We start from the raw sequence: 16,835 nt of genomic DNA on the forward strand, positions 1-16,835 counted from the left end.
ATACTGATTGTTAATAGACCGATCACAACACATTGTTTTTGTTTGCAGCAAACACGATTTTAGTGGCAGGGAAAGAGGTCGTGGTGCTGTTACCTATTGATATAACAGATCAAAGGAGGCCGATATGGCTGAGTTTACCACGGAGCAGATCCGGAATCTGGCGGTGCTCGGACACACAGGGGCGGGCAAATCCACTCTGCTCGAGGCATTGCTGTTCCAGGGCGAGGCGATCGCCCAAAAAGGCAGGGTGGACAAGGGCACAAATCATGCTGATTTCACTGCCCAGGAAAAAGACCACAGACATAGCCTAGAACCTTCCTTCCTCAATCTCGATTTCGACAATCATCACATCAATTTCATCGACACCCCGGGTCTGCCCGATTTCTTCGGCCGTGCCTTGTTGCCGCTTAGCGGTGTGGAGTCTGTGCTCTTGGTGATCAACGCCGCCACTGGCATAGAGACCATCACCCAGCGCGCCTTCGAGGCTGCCAGGGCCCAGGGTAAGGTGGTGCTGATTGCGATTAACCATATCGACGGCAATGGCGCCAATCTGGCGGGCCTACTCGATGAGATCCAAACCAAGTTTGGTCATCGCTGCCTGCCGGTGAATCTGCCTAACGCCGCCCTGGATGATGTGATCGACTGTTATTTGCATCCGCAGCCCGAGCTGCAGGGCGAGGCCCTGTTCCACGATGTGGCCAGCGCCCGCGATGAGCTGGTGGATACTGTGCTCGAGGAAGACGATGAGCTGATGGCGCTGTATCTTGAGCAGGGGGAAAATCTTACGCCCGAGCAGCTGCATGCACCGCTGGAAACCGCGCTGCGCATGGGCCATCTGGTGCCCGTCTGTTTCACCAGCGCCGAGCAGCAGGTGGGCATAGGCGCGCTGTTAGAGCTCATCATCAAGCTGAGCCCCAATCCGTTAGAGGCCAATCCGCCCCAGTTTATCAAGGGGCAGGGTGAGTCAGCCCTGCCGGTGGATGTGACCCAGTCCAGCGAAGATCACGCCCTGGCCTATGTTTTTCGGGTGGCTATCGACCCCTTCTTCGGTCGCATGGGAGTGTTTAGGGTCTATCAGGGCACCATCTCTCTGGGGATGAAACTGTTTATCGGCGATGGTCGTAAACCCATCAAGGTAGGTAACCTGTTTAAGCTTCAGGGGGACAAGCAGGTTAGCGTGACCTCTGCGGTGCCAGGCGATATCTGCGCCATCTCTAAGGTAGATGAGCTGACCGTGGGCGCCGTGCTTCACGATAGTCACGACGAAGATGAGTTCCACCTGCCTGAGCTAGTGCTGCCACAACCTATCTTCGGTCTGGCGGTGTCGGCCAAGCGCCGCGGCGACGAGCAGAAGATTGCCGAGGTGCTTAATAAGCTGGTGGTGGAAGATCCTAGCCTGCACATCGCCAAGAACGAGGCGGAGGGGCAGACGATTCTACAAGGTCAGGGAGACTTGCATCTGCAGATCGCGCTGGAGAAGGCCCATGACCTGTTCAACGTGGATATGGAAACCGATGTGCCCGCGGTGGCGTATCGCGAAACCATCACCCGCAGCGCCACGGCGCGTTACCGTCACAAGAAACAGTCTGGTGGTGCCGGCCAATTTGGTGAAGTGGAACTCACCGTCGAGCCACTGCCGAGAGGGGCAGGGTTTGAGTTTGTCAGCAAGGTGGTGGGCGGCTCTGTGCCGAGCCAATACATTCCTGCCGTCGAGAAAGGGGTGAAAGAGGCGATGAACGGCGGCGCCGTGGCGGGCTTCCCTATGCAGGATGTACGCGTCTCCTTGCTGGACGGTAAGCATCATAGCGTCGACTCGAAGGAGATCGCCTTCGTGATGGCGGGTAAGAAGGCCTTCCTCGATGCCGTGCAGGAAGCCAACCCAGTGATCCTGGAGCCGATCGTCGAGATGCAGGTTCAGGTGGCCCAGGAGCATGTGGGTGACATTACCGGGGATATCAGCGCCAATCGCGGCATCATCTGCGGCACCCAGGCCCAGGGTAATGGTAAGGTGGAAGTGGAGGTCGAGGCGCCGCTGGCGACTGTCGACGATTACTCGACCCGGCTGAAATCCTTAACCGGCGGCGACGGTCAGTTTGCCATGACCTTTAGTCGCTATGATGTGGTGCCGGATCATGTGCAGAAGGCATTGGTCTCGGCGGCAAAGGCCCACTAAAACTCGATTAGGCATTAGTGTTATTTACTGCTTTTGAAACATGAGTTATTGAAAAATGTGCCTTGAAGAGTGAGTCGCGAAAAGGAGAACTAAGTTCTCCTTTTTTATGCGCGGGCTGAAATGCCCCGACGCTTATTGCACTCGCAGAGTCTTAGGATTAGCTTGGTCGCATCATAAGTTAATCTAGCAGCGAAAATGAGGAGCGGGCATAGATGAAGGTGGTCAGTCGCGACAACAGTGAGCACTATCTTTGGGGCGAACAGGATATGGAAGGCAAAGCCTGTGATGGCTGGCATCTGGTGAAGCGTCCTGCGCTGAGCGTGATTCAGGAGCGGGTACCTGTGGGCAGGGGCGAGCAGCGTCACCACCACAAGGTGGCGGAGCAGTTTTTCTTCATCCTGTCGGGCACGGCACTGCTTGAGGTGGAGGGTATCGAGCATAGACTCACTGCTCACCAAGGGATGCATGTGGCGCCGGGTCAGGCTCACTGCCTGCGCAACGGCGGCGAGCAGGTGCTGGAATTTCTGGTGACCTCTACACCGCCAAGCCATGGTGACAGGGAAAAGGCTTAGGAAAAGGTTTAAGTAAGTTAAGAGTGAGGGGAAAAAAGCGGGTCACACTTTCGTTTGTTTCCTTTTAAGACAACTAGTTATAGTCTAAAGTTTTAGTGTTTAGCGCGGCATTTGAGCAATTATTGGAGGCGTCGACATGGATGGAGCGAGACCTTGGTTAGCGGGCATGCTAGGCCTAGCCCTGGTGTGCCTGGCCTCTGTCTCGGTAGCCGCCAATCCTGCTACGGCGACGACTCTGGCTACTGAGACTAAGGTTGCCGAGACTGCGGTTGTAAATAGTAGTGACGCCCTGGAGGCGCGCGAGATAGTGCGCCGCGCCGACGAGCAGATGCGCGGCAAGTCCAGCTATGTGGTGGCGACCATGAACATCGTGCGCCCGGACTGGACGCGCTCCATGAGCATGAAGAGCTGGACCAAGGGGCAGGAGCTGTCGCTGGTACTGGTGACGGCGCCGGCTAAAGATAAAGGTAGTGTGTCGCTCAAACGCTACCGTGAGATGTGGAACTGGGTGCCCGCCATCGAGCGCATCATCAAGATAGCCCCCTCAATGTTGAGTCAGTCTTGGATGGGCTCAGACTTCACCAATGACGACCTTATCAATCAGTCCTCCATAGTGGTCGATTATCGCCATCAGCTGGTGCAGCACGAGTCGATCGAGGGGGATGACTGTTTCGTCATCGATGCCTTTGCCAAACCAGATGCTCCTGTGGTCTGGAGCCGTATCCGTCTGTGGATCTCGAGTCGCGATTATTTGCAGCGTAAAGTGGAATTTTTCGACGAATTCGATGAGCTGGTAAACACCCTGACCACTTCAGGCATCCAGGAGATGGGCGGGCGCATCTTGGCCACCAAGATGGTGATGATCCCGGCCGATAAACCCGGGCAGCGCACCGAGCTTATCACCCATGAGGCGGCATTTGATTTCGAGATAGGTGATGATTTCTTCTCTCAGCAGCAGATGAAGGCGCTGCGGGACTAACACAGAGATAAATCTAAAGACGCTAAGAATTAGATACAAGAATAGAGGTGAGGCATGTTGATTAAGCTGGCGTGGCGCAATCTCTGGCGGCAGAAGCGGCGCACCCTGCTGACCGCCTTTGCCCTGGCGCTGGCGCTGTTTCTCTCCCTCTTTATGCGCAGCATGCAGGAGGGCAGTTACGAGCATAATATCGACAACAGTGCCCGCTTCTCTACCGGCCTGAGCCAGCTACAATCTCCCGAGTATGCCACCACTGAGAGCATCGAAGATCTGCTACCCGGCGATGATGATTTTATCGCCCCGGCCAAGGCCTTGCCCCACATCAGCTACGCCCTGCCCAGGATCGAATCTTTCCTGTTGGCCTCCAGCGAGGAGCGCTCCAAAGGCGTGCTGGTGTATGGCGTACGCCCGCAGCTGGAGAGCGACTATTCGGGCATAGATGACAAGCTGGTGGCCGGTCGCTACTTAACCCCTGGTGCCAAGGAGGTGCTGCTGGGACAAGGATTGGCGGAGTACCTAAAGCTAGGTGTCGGCGATGAGCTGGTGCTTTATGGTCAGGGCTACCATGGCCAGACGGCGGCCGGAGTCTATCCTATCGCCGGCATACTGCATTTCCCCCTGGCGCAGCTGGACAATCAGTTGGTCTATATGCCCCTAAGCGCGGCCCAAGGCTTGTTTTCAACCGGTGAACAGGTGACCTCCTGGGTGCTGCATAGCGACAACTTAGATGAGGTGGCGCCTCTGACCGAGAGACTTTCCGCGCTTTATGGTGACAGGGTCAAGGTGCGGGACTGGCAGTCGCTGGCCCCTGAGATGGCGCAGCAGATCGCCCTGGATAGGGCCGGCGGCCTGTTTATGATCTGCTTGCTCTATCTCATCGTCGGCTTCGCCCTGTTTGGCACCATCTTGATGATGACGCTGGAGCGCCGGCGGGAGTTTGGCGTCATGTTGGCGACTGGCATGGCGCGCCTGACCTTGCTGCGCCTGGTGATGATCGAATCCTTGTTGATCGCCGCCTTGGGCACGGCCCTGGGGCTTGGAGTCAGCAGCGTGGTGATAGGTTACTTCTATTATCACCCTATCTCTCTGACTGGCGAGACCGCCAAGATGATGCTCGAGATGGGCTGGGAGCCTGTGATGCCCATGAAGGTATCGCTGGCGCTGGTGCGCAATCAGGTGTTCATTATCCTCAGCCTGATGGCCTTCTGCCTCTGCTATCCCCTGTGGCGCACCCAGCATCTGGTGGTGGTGGCGGCCCTCAAAGGAGGCGATGATGACCAAGGATAATTCTGGCTGGCATCCGCCCATGTTGGCCCTTTTGGCCTGGCGCAATCTGTGGCGTAACCGGCTACGCACCAGCATCATGGTGTGCGCCATGGTGTTTGGCCTGGTGGGTGTGGTGGTGATGTTAGGCTTCATGACGGGCATGTACGCCAACATGATAGATAACGCTGTCGCCTGGCAGACCAGCCACCTGCAGGTGCATAACAAGGATTATCTGCTCGACCCGGATATCAATAGCCGGATACGCGCGCCTGAGTCCGTGCTGGCTGAGCTTAGTCAGAGCTCCGAGGTGCAAGGTGTCTCGGCGCGCTTTGTGGTGCAGGGGATGCTGGCCTCGCCCCGGGCGAGTCGCGGTATTCGCATCAATGGCGTCGACCCCGCCGCCGAGGCTAGGGTGACGCCCATCGCCGACAATATCACCCAGGGTGGCTGGCTCGAGGCCGGTGGACGCCACCCCATAGTGATCTCAGAGAAAACGGCGAGCCGCCTCAAGTTAAGGCTGGGCTCCAAGGTGGTGCTCACCTTCAGCAACGCCGATAAGGCGGTTAGCGGCGCGGCGTTTCGGGTGGCGGGCCTCTATCGCTCCCCCTCCAGCACCTTCGATGAGGCCAATGCCTATGTGCGCCGCGCCGATCTGACCGCCTTGGCGGGGCTGGATGGTGTGCATGAGATCGCCATTAGTCTGACGAAGAGCGACAGTCTGGATAATAGCCGCGCCAAGGCGCTTGCCAGGAGGTTGTCGAGCGTGCTGGCGCCCCAGGACAGGGTGCGCGACTGGCAAGAGATCCAGCCCATGCTGGCTACCATTATTGCTCAGATGGATACCAGCAATGCGGTGATCTTGCTGATCTTCATCTCGGCGCTGGGATTGGGGATTGCCAACATCATGTTGATGGCGGTGTTTGAGCGTACGCGGGAGTTTGGCGTGCTGATGGCCATCGGCATGGTGAAGCGCAAGATAATGGGGCTGATCCTGCTGGAGTCTCTGCTGCTTGGGCTGACGGGGGCGCTACTTGGCCTCTTGCTGAGCATGTTGGTGATCGCGCTGTTGGCAAATACAGGCATCCCCCTTGGTAACATGGCCGATGGACTCGGCGCCTTCGGCGTATCGACCACCCTCTATCCCCAGGTCACCCTCGGTCAGTATCTCTCAACCCTGGCGATGGTGGTAATTGTGAGCCTGCTGGCGGCCCTCTATCCGGCGCGGCAGATCGTTAAGCAGCGTCCGGTAGACGCCATGTCGCAGAAGCATTAGGCCAAAGGAGTCAGATATTTAATGACCATAGCGATTCAAGCATTAACTAAGATCTATAACCCCGAGAGTGACTTTCCGGTGGCGGCGGTAAAGTCTCTGGACCTCACCATAGCCCAGGGTGAGTTTGTCGCCATCATGGGCCCCTCCGGCTCAGGCAAGACCACGCTGCTTAACATGATAGGCGGCATCGACAGTCCGAGTAGCGGCGCCGTGTTTATCGATGGCGAGGATATCACCCACCTGAGCGAGCAGGCGCTAATCGCCTTTCGCCGTGACCATGTGGGCTTTATCTTTCAAGACTATAGCCTGCTGCCGGTGCTGACGGCGCTAGAGAATGTCGAGTTTGTCATGCAGTTGCAGGGCCACAGCGAGGCCGAGTGTCGCGAGCGGGCCATGGCGCTGCTTACCCAGGTAGGGCTGACAGCCCAGAAGGATAAGATCCCCGCCAAGTTGTCGGGCGGGCAACAGCAGAGGGTAGCCGTAGCGCGGGCACTGGCTCCCAGGCCGAGATTTGTGATGGCCGATGAGCCCACCGCTAACCTGGATGCCAAGAGCACCGCCGAGCTGCTGGATATCATGCAGTCGCTCAATGAGCAGGAGGGCACCACCTTTATCTTTTCGACCCATGATCCCCGGGTGATCGCCAGGGCCAAGCGGGTGATAGTGTTTGAAGATGGCCGCCTGGTCGAGGATCGCCGTCAATGAATCGGGCGGCTGAGTGCTTATGCTAAAGCTAGGGTTAAGGCCAATGTTGACTGCCACCCTCTGCCTTTGGGTGACTCAGTTGAGTCTTGCGGCTTTAGCCTCGCCCATTCCTGGCGTTACGCCAGAGCAGCCCTGGCAGGTTAAGGGCTATGTGAGTTATCTCGGCGCTGTGGTTGACCCCGCCGAGGGCGAGCAGTTGTGGGACAGCCTGCTGCATAATCGCATCGACGCCGAATATCGCTGGCAGACGCTCAGGGTGAATGTCGGCCTGCGTAATCGCCTCATGGTGGGGGATAGCAGTAGGCTGCCGGGATACGGTGACCTGCTTACCTGGGATCCCGGTTACTGGGATCTGTCGGCCAACTGGCTTGATAGCGACGGCTGGATCGGCAACAGCCAGTTAGATCGCGCTTATTTGAGCTGGCAGCTTGCTGATAACTGGGAGCTGGTAGCCGGGCGCTTTAGGGTTAACTGGGCCATGAGCACCCTGTGGAATCCCAACGATATCTTTAATGCCTACTCCATCTATGATGTCGATTATGCCGAGCGTCGCGGGGTCGATGCCCTTAAGCTTAGCCGCCAACTGGGTTACGCCAGCCAGTTAGAGTTTGTCTATAGCCAGGGGGCGGATAGCGCAATAAACGACGGTGTATCAATAAGCCGAACGAATCGTCAGTACGCCGGGCGCTATCTTGGGCATAACTTTTTTGGCTATGATTTCGGCGATGACTTGGGCTATGACTTGGGCTGGGATTGGCAGCTGATACTCGGCGAGACCCGAGATGACAGGGTGTTTGGCGGCGGATTTGCTGGTGATATTTGGGGGGCTGGGCTGCGTGGCGAGGTGACCCATTTCGATCCGTTATATACATCGTCCGTGGCGCCTGTCGATGCCGAGTCTAGGACTACTCAGTCGTTCGCAAGCGCGACACAGACGATTACGGCCAGCACTGTAGCGACCCTGGAGATGGATTACAGCTTCGCCACAGATGCCAATTGGCGCGTACTGGGCGCCGCCCTCTATATCTCGTCGCCCCTGAGCGTCGACAGCGCCTTGATCTACCTGAATCTGCCGCTCTCTGCCCGTACCTTGAGTTTCACCACCTGGACCTATTATCTGGATCTGAGTTTTGATCTGACGCCGCTCAGCCGTCTCAGTGCAAATGCCAGCTATTATGATGATGACTCCTTTTTTGTCGGCTTAACCTACCAGTATTCGCTGGCGGATGACTGGCAACTTAGCCTGATCGCGCAGCACTTCGACGGCTCGAATGCCAGCCTGTTCGGCCAGTCGGCTTCCACCTTGGGCTATCTGCAGCTTAAGTGGAGCTTTTAGTTGGCCTGTCTAATCCTATGCTTGAGGCCTTGCTTGAACGACTCCTTTTGAACGGCGCCGCTTGAAAGGCTCAGCTTGAACGGCTCAGCTTAAAAGGCATGTGTGGTACTCCAAAGCCTGAAATGCTAGGCTTGGGCCTCTTTCTTTTCTCCTCCTTTGCTGGACATTAAGCGCAGGAAATTAATCGAGTTGAACATGGCCGCTGGCGACGCTATCCCCCTACATCTTTATCTGTGCCCCTTGAACTTGCCGGGACTCAGCAGTGACCAGCAAGCGCATCTGCTCGATACCTTACCTTTGGATGAGCAGCAGAAAGTGATGCGTTATCGAATGGCGCCAGCGAGGGAGAAGGGGCTCCTGGTCAGGTGTTACCTGCGCGCGTTGCTGTCAAAAGCTCACAGCCTGCTAAATGCGAACATAGATGGCGCTATTGCCCCGAGTGAGTGGCGCTTCGATTACCTGGATAAGGGTAAGCCTGTGCTCAGCAAAACTTTTTTTGCGCGCAGCCAGCTGTTGTTTAACCTGAGCCACAGTGGCGACTATATGTTTCTGGCTATCGCTAAATCGCCGCGGCTGGAACTCGGGGTCGATATCGAGCGGCTGAGGCAGAACACCAACATTCATGCCATCCTGAATCATTACTTTACCCGCCAGGAACGAGAGGCCCTGCTGGCGCTGCCGAGCGCGCGTCAGCGAGAGCGCTTCTTCGACCTCTGGGCGTTAAAGGAGTCCTATATCAAGGCTAAGGGGCTTGGGCTGGCACTCTCGCTCAAATCTTTCTATTTCGAGTTGAGTGGGACAGAGTGTCAGGCGCTAAGTTTTAAAGGCCTGGATGCCAGGCAAGCCCGGCTCGAGCAGGCGGCGCGCCTGTTTTTAGTAAGAGAAGACTCTCAGCAAGAAGCTTTTGGACAGGAGAGATCTGAGCAAGCAGACGTAAAGGATGACCTACAACAGGCTCAACCGGCTGCGGGCTGGCAGAGTATGCTGTGGCAACTGGGTGATGAGTATCGCTTCGCGCTGAGCCTCTCCTCGGCGCAGCCGCTAGATTTACGCTGTGAGATGGTGAGTGCACAGGCCTTGTTGCCTGAGTGATAAGCCTTACCAGGCCAAAGGCTTCACCCGAGCGAAAGATTGCAACTGAACCAAAAGCTAGCAGGATATTTACCGCTAAAAAAAGCGGGAAGACTGAGGTTTTCACCTGTGATATTCCCGCAAAATCTGTTGTTACTCAGGGAGTATTGGCACCTATCGCCCGTCTAGGGCGATAGGACAAAGGGCTTAGAAGTTTGCCTGGAAGGTCAACCAGAGTTTGTCCGTGTCGTTAGAGAAGGCATATCCAGCATCGGCACCGCTGAAGCTGGCGTATTTCACCCCTAGGCTATAGTGTTTGGCGAAAGGATAGGTGGCCGATACGCCCCATTCCTTACCCATATCCACGTCACCGTAGTCTGAATCAAACTTGTGGTACTTGGCCAGTAGCTTGAGTCCGGCGAGTTTGGCGGTCAGGATCACGTGAGTATCTACGATACCGTTTTCCCAGTTACCCTTGCCGCCGAAGAGGAACTTATCTGTCCAGCCGTTAAAGGCGTGTAGTGTGGCCAGTGGCGTGATAAAGCCCGCTTTGCCATCGTCAGACCCCAATACTTCGTAGCCGACTTTCGCGCCGAAGGCATCAAAGTTCACCCCGGCACCCAGCTTATAGTAAGGCGCAGAGTAGCTGACAGGGTTGTCGCCGCCTTCAGACTGCTGGGCGTACTCCGCCTCGTAGTTAAACTTGAGTTTTTCCAGCTTGATATCGCCTGTGGCGCGCAGACCATAGGTATCGGTGGAGAAGGCGGCCACATTGACGTTGTCGATGAGATAGGCGTAACCGCTGAGCTTAACGAAGTCTAACCCTTTGTAGTTAACGTTAACCAGGTGGGTCTTATTCTTGTGCTCATCCTTACCCGACCCTTCCGGGAAGATACGATTAACGTTATTCACATAGGCGTAGTAAGCAGTAAGCCCCTCTACCGCAGTGTTCTTTACCGAGAAGGCATCATAGGTCTGTTCGTTTTGACGGAAGCCAACACCACCGACGAAACGTTGGTTGTCGAGCAGGATGCGCTGACGGCCATATTGGGCCAAAGTGTTAGCCGGGCCGCGGTAACCGATAAAGGCCTGATTGATTTGTGTATATTCATAGTCGGCAATCAGTGGCTCATCGTCGGTAGAGCGCACGTCGTCCACTTCAGCCAGGGCAAATAGCTTGTAGATGTCGCCGGTTTGATAGGTCAGGCGGGTACGCAGCGTGGTTTGATTTTGCTGGTCGACATCGGCCAGATCCACATCTTCATAGCGTAGGCGAAACTGCACTTTGACTTGAGAGTCGTCGATAAAGGCTTTCTTGAGGGGATCGACGTTCTCTGTCGCAAGGGCAGAGGCGGACAAGCTGGCAAGCACGGCGAGGCTGAGGGCGTGAAGTTTCATTAATTGTGATCCTTTTGTTTGGTCATTGCTCAAGAGCTGTTATAGGGTTGCAAAAGGATCGGTTTGTTGATCTAAAACAATGTTGCACAGTGATTGATTTTTTGTGTCAAGATTTGTGATAAAGATCATGAGCTTATACTAAATTAGAGGTATCTCTAAAGTGGTATTATTAAGGAGTGCTAAATAATGTTTTTTGCATGCATTGAAGTGAGATGAATTGAGATGAGGTGGCACGTGAGGTGAGTGTAGCGCTTTTATTACTTCATTAGGGCTCTATAACAAAAAGCCCGCTTAATGCGGGCTCAATCTTTTTCCATCAGTTTACTGGCGTGCCAGTCGATGGTTTTCGGGGGGATTTTCGAAGTCGCTGCGATAGGGGTTGATATCTAGGCCGCCGCGACGGGTGTAGCGGGCGTAGACGGTCAGCTTGGCGCAGTGACACAGGCGCTTGAGGTCGACGAAGATACGCTCGACACACTGCTCATGAAACTCATTGTGCTGCCTGAAGGAGATCAGGTAACGCAGCAATTTCTCGCGATCTATCTTCGGGCCCTGGTAGCGGATCATCACGCTGCCCCAGTCGGGCTGAGATGTGATCAGGCAGTTAGACTTCAACAGGTTAGAGGTGAGTGTCTCGGCCACCACGCTCTTGTCATCTGTGCTATCGATAAGATAGTCGCTCGAAAATTCGTAGTTGTCGATCTCGATATCCAGATCGTCGATGCAGGTGCCAGGCAACTCAACCACGCGCTGGTGGGCAAACTGCTTTGGCTCGATGATCTTCACCACTACCTCACCGCCGGCGCAGGCAGACAGATCTTTGGCCAGGGTCTGCTGAACCTGCTCGATAGAGTCGAAACGGGTCTGGTTGAAGCTGTTGAGATAGAGCTTGAAAGACTTGGACTCGATCAGGTTGTCGCTGTTGAAGTCGAGGATAAACTCGGCGATGGCCACCATGGGCTTGCCTTTGGCGTTTAACCAGGAGAGTTCATAGCCGGTCCAGATGTCGGCGCCATGGAAGGGCAGGGTATCGCCTAAGGCGATGGCATCCCGATTGAGCTGGCGTGGTACGCCTTGTAGCAGGGAGGCATCGTATTGGGCTTGATAGCCAGTCGATTTACCTAAGGTCAGTTTGGACAACGCGGGGGCGTCGCGATAAGGGTCATGAACCTGTGTCATCAATCGTTTTTCCATGTCAAAATAGGCGCACATTATACTTAAAATTCGGGTAACTGCTAAGTGTCTTCTTTGCCTGCACTGGATCAATTTTTTACGCTTTATCATCAAGCCTATAGCGATAAACTGGGGGAATCGCCCCGTTATTTTCCGCTGGGGGAGGTCTCTCCCTGTGTCTTAGACTGTGATCAGGAGAAAGTCGAAGTCTCGCCCGAGCGGTCGGTGCAGTGGCAGGCAGTAAGACGCGACAGCCAGGGGCTGTTCGATAACATAGAGCATGCCCTCTCCATCACACTGCATCCAAGCATACAGGCCTTCTACGGGCGCTATTTTTCGGCGCCGCTGATGTTTGACTCAGACTTTGGTGAGGGTGAGCTGTTGCAGCCCTGGAACCAACAAGATTTCGAATATCTGCAGCAAAACCTTATCGGCCACCTGATGATGAAGCAGAAGTTGAAACAGCCTGCGACCTGGTTTATCGGCGTGCTGGGGGAAGGTGACGAGATGCTGGTGGTGAATAACGAGAATGGCAGCGTCTGGATAGAGATCCCAGGCGAGCAGCCCCATAGGCAATTGGCAGATAGCCTGGAGGATTTTATCGCCTCTCTTCGCCCGCGAGTCTGCCCGCCGCAGAAACCGGTCGAAGTCGCTATGCCCGAGACAGATCATCCCGGGATTTGGCAGCGACTCAAGACCATGTGGCGGCACCTGCGCGCAGGGAGATAGTCGGCGTGTTAAAAGATAATTAGCTCGCGAGAAGAGAGTGAGCGCGAACAGCCATTAGAGGTGATCCCAGGAGATGTTGGAGACGATGCGGCAGTTGTCGCACCTGAAATGGAACAGGTCCAGCAAAGGGGTTTCCAATAGCCAGTGGCTGTTACCGCAGCGTGGACAGGGCCTTTGCTGCTCGGCGGCCAGGCTCTCGCCGCCCACGCGGTAGAGATAGTAGTAGGTGGGGATCTTAGTGAGGTATTCGATGCGTCCACGCAGATCCCAGCCACGGCGAAACAGATCGCTGTCACACTGGCTCAATTCATCTAAGGCGGCGAACTCCGCCTTGGTGGCCGCCGCCATCTGCAGCTCATCGCAGGCCTGCCATTCGGTTTGCCACTTGATCACCCGCTTGTGATCGCCGTTGGAGGTTGCGGGGATCTGATACAGGGGAATGGGCTGCAGGGTATCGCCGTTTCGTAGCGGCGAGCACATGTGCACATAGCTGGTGTAGAGCAGTTGCCAGCTGGGGGGCTCTGTGCTGCTGACTTCAGAGTTGATGTCCTGGCCGATATATTTTTCCCTCGGATGTAGCAGCTTGGCCTGGGTGAGTTCCTCGAGGGCATAATTGACCCAGGGGCTGTTGAAACGTTTGGCCAAGCTACTCTTTTCTGGCAGCAGCAGGCGCACCCTGAACTCCCCTTCGTTGAAGGCCACGGCAAATTCACGGCCTAGTACCTGGCCATTGGCCCGGTAGGCTTCCAGCAGACCATTAATCGCGCGTTCGGCGGCCGTGATGGTGGTGTTGTCAAAACACTCGAATCTGAGTTCCACCACGTGCATCAGTGAGCGTCCTTGTCGTTCAATTTGGCTTCGAGTTCGCTGATACGCTCAACCAAGGCCTGTTGATTGGCTGTGAGCCTGGCAACCTGCTCAGCCAGCTGGTCCAGCGTCAGCATCGTATCGTCGCTCTGAACGTTTGATGCCGGCGCGGTCGAGGTTACCACTATCGCCGCCTGCTCATCGGCTGACATAGATTTAAAGCGTTGTAATCCTTGAACCAAGATAGGCATGGGAAGCGAGTTGCCCAAACTTGCCTTGATTAATGCCAGGCTGGGAGGCTTACCCGCCAGACTCAATTTACGTGCGGCGACCAGCACCTGTTCGAGTGGACTCATGATTGGTGAAATTCCTTACTTTTTAGCCTGACTGACATACTCTAGAATCTTGTATTGACGCAAGGTATTGAAAAATATAAATATGCCTGTTTGGCATAAGCTTTGCTTTACCTGAATCCAGTTATAATAGATAAACAGGACGTGAAAGTGAAAACAAAATTAATAACAGCATTGGTCTTTGGCGCTACCAGTTTAGTGCTATCTGGGTGTGTATTAAATGTGGGTGAAGGCGACAAGGGCTGGAGCACGGGCAATTCTTGGGAGCGCGTGCAGGAGCAGAATCGTGTGAACCTGTCTAAGTTGTCCTTGGGGATGACGCGCGATCAGGTGATGACACTTATGGGCACCGCCGATTTTAACGAGGCCTATACCAAGCAAGATAAGACGATCAACGTGCTCTACTACCGTACCCAGCGTACGCGTGAAGATGGCACCACCACCAAGGATGAATGCACGCCTATCGTGATCACAGATAACCGCGTTGTGGGTTGGGGGGAGAAGGCCTACCACAACATGTAATGTAATAATCTCTCGCCAAAAGGCAAGCCAACTCGGCTTGCCTTTTTCGTATGAGCCATTCGTGAGTCATTTGTGTTTAAGCCTCGCCTCTAGGAACGAAGCTGGGCATCGAGATGGTCGATCACCTCTGTCCACATGGCATCTTCTGCTAAGGCTTCGGCTAAAAAGTGCCTCTGGGCCTGGGTCCAAAAGGGGGCCTCGGCGATATGGATCTCCGCGGCGATGGAATGCTGCTTGATGAAAGCCTCAACGGCTTCTGGTTCACTCGGCAGGCCGAGTTGGTCAAATAGGGTGGCTAGATCCGGTTGTATGATGTCCATCTTATCCCTCGCTTGTTGATGATGAGGTCCTTCTATTTAGTATGCGATAAATTTATAAAGTTTCGAATCGATTAAAGTTTGCACTTTTTTACAAGCTTGTTACATTGGACCATGTTGATCTAGATCAAGGAATAACAGCAATGATGACAACAGCTACCCCACCTGTTAACGAAACCTATAAAGCTGTCTATTTAACCGCCGAAGACCTACGCGTCGCCGCCTCGATTCTCTATAACGCCTACCACGATGATCCCTTTTTTGTTGCCGCCCTGCATAAGGGAGACAAGGCGCAATATGAGCAGAAGCTACGGGGTGCCATTCGCGAGGAGCTGCACACCCTGTGGCAAGAGGAGCAGGCATTGATCGGCCTGTTTGAGGAGGAACGCCTGATTGGCTTAGCCTGTATCGTGACCCAGCAGGTGCCATTGGGGGAGGCCAGATACTGGCATTGGCGCCTAAAGATGTTGCTGAGCGCTGGCTGGCAGTCGACCCAGGCGCTGATGAAGAAAGAATCTTCGATTCTAGAGCATCTACCCAGCACCCAATGCGGCATATTGCAGTTTATTGCCGTTACCCCGATCGAACAGCATAAGGGGCTAGGTAAACGTTTGATTCAGGCTGTGATGAGCTGGTGCGACGAGCAGCCCGAGCTCGAAGGGGTTGGGGTTTATGTGACTCAAGATGATCATGCTCACCTGTTTTCCTCAATGGATTTTGCGCCCATCGAACGTCTGGTCATAGGCGGTGTGCCGGGCGAGCTGCTGTTCTATCGGAGCCCTGAGATTGAGTAAGCGCTACACCAATTTCAAAGACTTCTATCCCTTCTATCTGTCGCAACATAGGGATCCCAGATGCCGCGCCCTGCACTATGTGGGTAGCCTGTCGGTGATCGCGCTCCTGGTGGTGGCCATAGTGCTAGCCAAGTATTGGCTGCTCTGGCTGCTTCCTGTGCTGGGTTATGGCGCAGCCTGGATAGGGCATTTCGTGTTTGAGCGAAACCGGCCCGCAACCTTCGAGTACCCCTTATACAGCTTCTTTGCCGACTGGGCTATGTTGGCCCAGTGGCTTACCGGCCGTCGATGATGGCATAACCACTAGTTATCTGGATATTGAGCGCCTACACACTATGGTCTCGGTTATTAAGAGCCTAGTTACTAGAGATTTAGCCGATAATCGTTTGATAAGCTCCCACTTGATAGCTTCTCAGCTAATAATTTCTCACCTAATAATTTTTACCTAATAAATCTGGCCTAGCTATTAATTGCTTAGCTGACCATTAGCTTTCAGAGTCGGCTAGGCCTCGGCTTATTGAACCTTTGACTTGCAAGCAATGAATGAGGAGCGCAGTGGTTAATAAACTTAGCTAAGGATGAGGCGACTCACAATTTGCTAGGTAGCTTGTGAGAGATCGCTTACAAACATGTGAGCTTTTCTCCTGAAACCACACCTGTTTCTTCCTGCGGACATTTGAATGTCATTAATGTTCAATAAGTTAACCCAATCTTTGTCGGTGGTTGAAATTTAATCGATTTACAATTGTTTTTGATGGCGTACATTCTGGCGCTGCGCTAAGTATACTGAACTCAAGTTAAGGAGCTTACTTAATCAATGTGGATGGTAAAGGATAGCTAAGGAATAGCTAAGGCGAAGGAAAGCGAAGCTAAGGATAGCAAGATTGTCGAGGACGCGAGAATCTTACCATCAGGAATGAGAGCAGGATGCTTTAGGACGATAGGCGGTAGGGATTATCGCGAAATGGACTTCAGCTAAATGGACTATTGCTAAAAGGATTGTCACTCAACGGATTGTGGGTGAAACCAAGGACTGTTTATCAAGGAATTGCTTACCAGGGAACAGGTAAGAGTAAGCATTAAAGGATAGTGGCAGGAAGCGTTGGAGCCTATAGGATGTGGGAGCGTGGTTGAATGAGACGACCACCCAGGGAAGAATAAGACAGGACGTCTCAGGAATTGGAGACGGCAGGACGCCGATGTGATCAGGATGATGCAGGGAGCACGGCGATAGCAGGATAGCTAACACAAGAGTATAGAAAGGCGCACTTATAGTTAGTGCGCCTTTTCTTTTTTTGCTCAATTTTTTTAGCCTATTTTTTAGCTATCGAATCTAGAGATTTGGAAGCACAGAGTGAAAGGTTTTG

17 protein-coding genes are annotated in these 16,835 nt (G+C 54.2%); 12 read left to right on the plus strand and 5 right to left on the minus strand.

Annotated elements, in window-relative coordinates:
• The first annotated feature begins 124 nt into the window (after positions 1-124).
• The 8 genes from fusA (at position 125) to K0H81_RS06345 (ending at position 9,396) form a co-directional block, all read left to right on the plus strand.
• A complete protein-coding gene (gene fusA, locus K0H81_RS06310; protein ID WP_011866460.1) occupies positions 125-2,173 on the plus strand; it encodes an elongation factor G in 2,049 nt (682 codons plus the stop codon).
• A gap of 212 nt (positions 2,174-2,385) precedes the next feature.
• The gene (locus K0H81_RS06315) at positions 2,386-2,745 is read left to right on the plus strand and encodes a cupin domain-containing protein (protein WP_220060277.1); all 360 of its coding nucleotides are present in this window, start codon (positions 2,386-2,388) and stop codon (positions 2,743-2,745) included.
• 136 nt (positions 2,746-2,881) lie between these two features.
• Complete coding sequence (locus tag K0H81_RS06320) at positions 2,882-3,724, plus strand: outer membrane lipoprotein-sorting protein (protein ID WP_220060278.1); 843 nt, start codon at positions 2,882-2,884, stop codon at positions 3,722-3,724.
• A 54-nt stretch (positions 3,725-3,778) separates the two neighbouring features.
• Positions 3,779-5,011, plus strand: coding sequence for an ABC transporter permease (locus K0H81_RS06325; RefSeq protein ID WP_220060279.1), 1,233 nt, complete (start codon positions 3,779-3,781; stop codon positions 5,009-5,011).
• Positions 4,998-6,263 (plus strand): ABC transporter permease, encoded by a 1,266-nt coding sequence (locus K0H81_RS06330; RefSeq protein ID WP_220060280.1) that lies wholly within the window; start codon positions 4,998-5,000, stop codon positions 6,261-6,263. Before K0H81_RS06325 ends, K0H81_RS06330 begins: the two co-directional genes overlap by 14 nt.
• A gap of 21 nt (positions 6,264-6,284) precedes the next feature.
• Entirely contained in the window at positions 6,285-6,968 is a 684-nt protein-coding gene (locus tag K0H81_RS06335; protein ID WP_220060281.1) for an ABC transporter ATP-binding protein, read from the plus strand.
• Between the two features lie 43 nt (positions 6,969-7,011).
• Entirely contained in the window at positions 7,012-8,304 is a 1,293-nt protein-coding gene (locus K0H81_RS06340; protein WP_220060282.1) for a TonB-dependent receptor, read from the plus strand.
• A 195-nt stretch (positions 8,305-8,499) separates the two neighbouring features.
• Positions 8,500-9,396, plus strand: a complete 897-nt coding sequence (locus K0H81_RS06345; RefSeq protein ID WP_258406407.1) for a 4'-phosphopantetheinyl transferase family protein — start codon at positions 8,500-8,502, stop codon at positions 9,394-9,396.
• Positions 9,397-9,582: 186 nt separating this feature from the next.
• On the opposite strand, the gene K0H81_RS06350 is transcribed toward K0H81_RS06345, so the two are convergent.
• Positions 9,583-10,773: an alginate export family protein gene (locus K0H81_RS06350; RefSeq protein WP_220060283.1), complete on the minus strand. Its 1,191-nt coding sequence runs from the start codon at positions 10,771-10,773 to the stop codon at positions 9,583-9,585.
• A 321-nt stretch (positions 10,774-11,094) separates the two neighbouring features.
• A complete protein-coding gene (gene queF, locus K0H81_RS06355) occupies positions 11,095-11,952 on the minus strand; it encodes an NADPH-dependent 7-cyano-7-deazaguanine reductase QueF (protein ID WP_220060284.1) in 858 nt (285 codons plus the stop codon).
• Between the two features lie 60 nt (positions 11,953-12,012).
• On the opposite strand from queF, the gene syd reads away from it, so the two are divergent.
• Positions 12,013-12,675: a SecY-interacting protein gene (gene syd, locus K0H81_RS06360; RefSeq protein ID WP_220060285.1), complete on the plus strand. Its 663-nt coding sequence runs from the start codon at positions 12,013-12,015 to the stop codon at positions 12,673-12,675.
• A gap of 54 nt (positions 12,676-12,729) precedes the next feature.
• Here syd and K0H81_RS06365 read toward each other — a convergent pair whose 3' ends face one another.
• Positions 12,730-13,503, minus strand: coding sequence for a Zn-ribbon-containing protein (locus K0H81_RS06365; RefSeq protein ID WP_220060286.1), 774 nt, complete (start codon positions 13,501-13,503; stop codon positions 12,730-12,732).
• Entirely contained in the window at positions 13,503-13,838 is a 336-nt protein-coding gene (locus K0H81_RS06370) for a hypothetical protein (RefSeq protein ID WP_220060287.1), read from the minus strand. Before K0H81_RS06370 ends, K0H81_RS06365 begins: the two co-directional genes overlap by 1 nt.
• Before the next feature lie 147 nt (positions 13,839-13,985).
• Between K0H81_RS06370 and K0H81_RS06375 the strand changes: the two genes are divergently transcribed.
• Positions 13,986-14,357 carry a DUF3192 domain-containing protein gene (locus K0H81_RS06375; RefSeq protein ID WP_144200280.1) on the plus strand — a complete coding sequence of 124 codons (372 nt, stop codon included), beginning with the start codon at positions 13,986-13,988 and terminating at the stop codon, positions 14,355-14,357.
• 89 nt (positions 14,358-14,446) lie between these two features.
• On the opposite strand, the gene K0H81_RS06380 is transcribed toward K0H81_RS06375, so the two are convergent.
• The gene (locus tag K0H81_RS06380) at positions 14,447-14,677 is read right to left on the minus strand and encodes a DUF2789 domain-containing protein (RefSeq protein ID WP_220060288.1); all 231 of its coding nucleotides are present in this window, start codon (positions 14,675-14,677) and stop codon (positions 14,447-14,449) included.
• A gap of 140 nt (positions 14,678-14,817) precedes the next feature.
• On the opposite strand from K0H81_RS06380, the gene K0H81_RS06385 reads away from it, so the two are divergent.
• Together K0H81_RS06385 and K0H81_RS06390 are read left to right on the plus strand one after the other, a co-directional pair.
• On the plus strand, positions 14,818-15,468 hold the full coding sequence (locus K0H81_RS06385) for a GNAT family N-acetyltransferase (RefSeq protein ID WP_220060289.1): 651 nt from the start codon (positions 14,818-14,820) through the stop codon (positions 15,466-15,468).
• Positions 15,461-15,760, plus strand: a complete 300-nt coding sequence (locus K0H81_RS06390; RefSeq protein WP_220060290.1) for an Mpo1-like protein — start codon at positions 15,461-15,463, stop codon at positions 15,758-15,760. Before K0H81_RS06385 ends, K0H81_RS06390 begins: the two co-directional genes overlap by 8 nt.
• Positions 15,761-16,835: the final 1,075 nt, after the last annotated feature.

It is taken from the genome of Shewanella halotolerans, from assembly GCF_019457535.1.
Lineage (GTDB): Bacteria > Pseudomonadota > Gammaproteobacteria > Enterobacterales > Shewanellaceae > Shewanella > Shewanella halotolerans.

Coding starts and splice junctions, on each gene's coding strand:
- fusA (WP_011866460.1), top strand. CDS start 125: ATGGCTGAGTTTACCACGGAGCAGATCCGGAATCTGGCGGTGCTCGGA.
- K0H81_RS06315 (WP_220060277.1), top strand. CDS start 2,386: ATGAAGGTGGTCAGTCGCGACAACAGTGAGCACTATCTTTGGGGCGAA.
- K0H81_RS06320 (WP_220060278.1), top strand. CDS start 2,882: ATGGATGGAGCGAGACCTTGGTTAGCGGGCATGCTAGGCCTAGCCCTG.
- K0H81_RS06325 (WP_220060279.1), top strand. CDS start 3,779: ATGTTGATTAAGCTGGCGTGGCGCAATCTCTGGCGGCAGAAGCGGCGC.
- K0H81_RS06330 (WP_220060280.1), top strand. CDS start 4,998: ATGACCAAGGATAATTCTGGCTGGCATCCGCCCATGTTGGCCCTTTTG.
- K0H81_RS06335 (WP_220060281.1), top strand. CDS start 6,285: ATGACCATAGCGATTCAAGCATTAACTAAGATCTATAACCCCGAGAGT.
- K0H81_RS06340 (WP_220060282.1), top strand. CDS start 7,012: ATGTTGACTGCCACCCTCTGCCTTTGGGTGACTCAGTTGAGTCTTGCG.
- K0H81_RS06345 (WP_258406407.1), top strand. CDS start 8,500: ATGGCCGCTGGCGACGCTATCCCCCTACATCTTTATCTGTGCCCCTTG.
- K0H81_RS06350 (WP_220060283.1), bottom strand. CDS start 10,773: ATGAAACTTCACGCCCTCAGCCTCGCCGTGCTTGCCAGCTTGTCCGCC.
- queF (WP_220060284.1), bottom strand. CDS start 11,952: ATGACACAGGTTCATGACCCTTATCGCGACGCCCCCGCGTTGTCCAAA.
- K0H81_RS06365 (WP_220060286.1), bottom strand. CDS start 13,503: ATGCACGTGGTGGAACTCAGATTCGAGTGTTTTGACAACACCACCATC.
- K0H81_RS06370 (WP_220060287.1), bottom strand. CDS start 13,838: ATGAGTCCACTCGAACAGGTGCTGGTCGCCGCACGTAAATTGAGTCTG.
- K0H81_RS06380 (WP_220060288.1), bottom strand. CDS start 14,677: ATGGACATCATACAACCGGATCTAGCCACCCTATTTGACCAACTCGGC.
- K0H81_RS06385 (WP_220060289.1), top strand. CDS start 14,818: ATGATGACAACAGCTACCCCACCTGTTAACGAAACCTATAAAGCTGTC.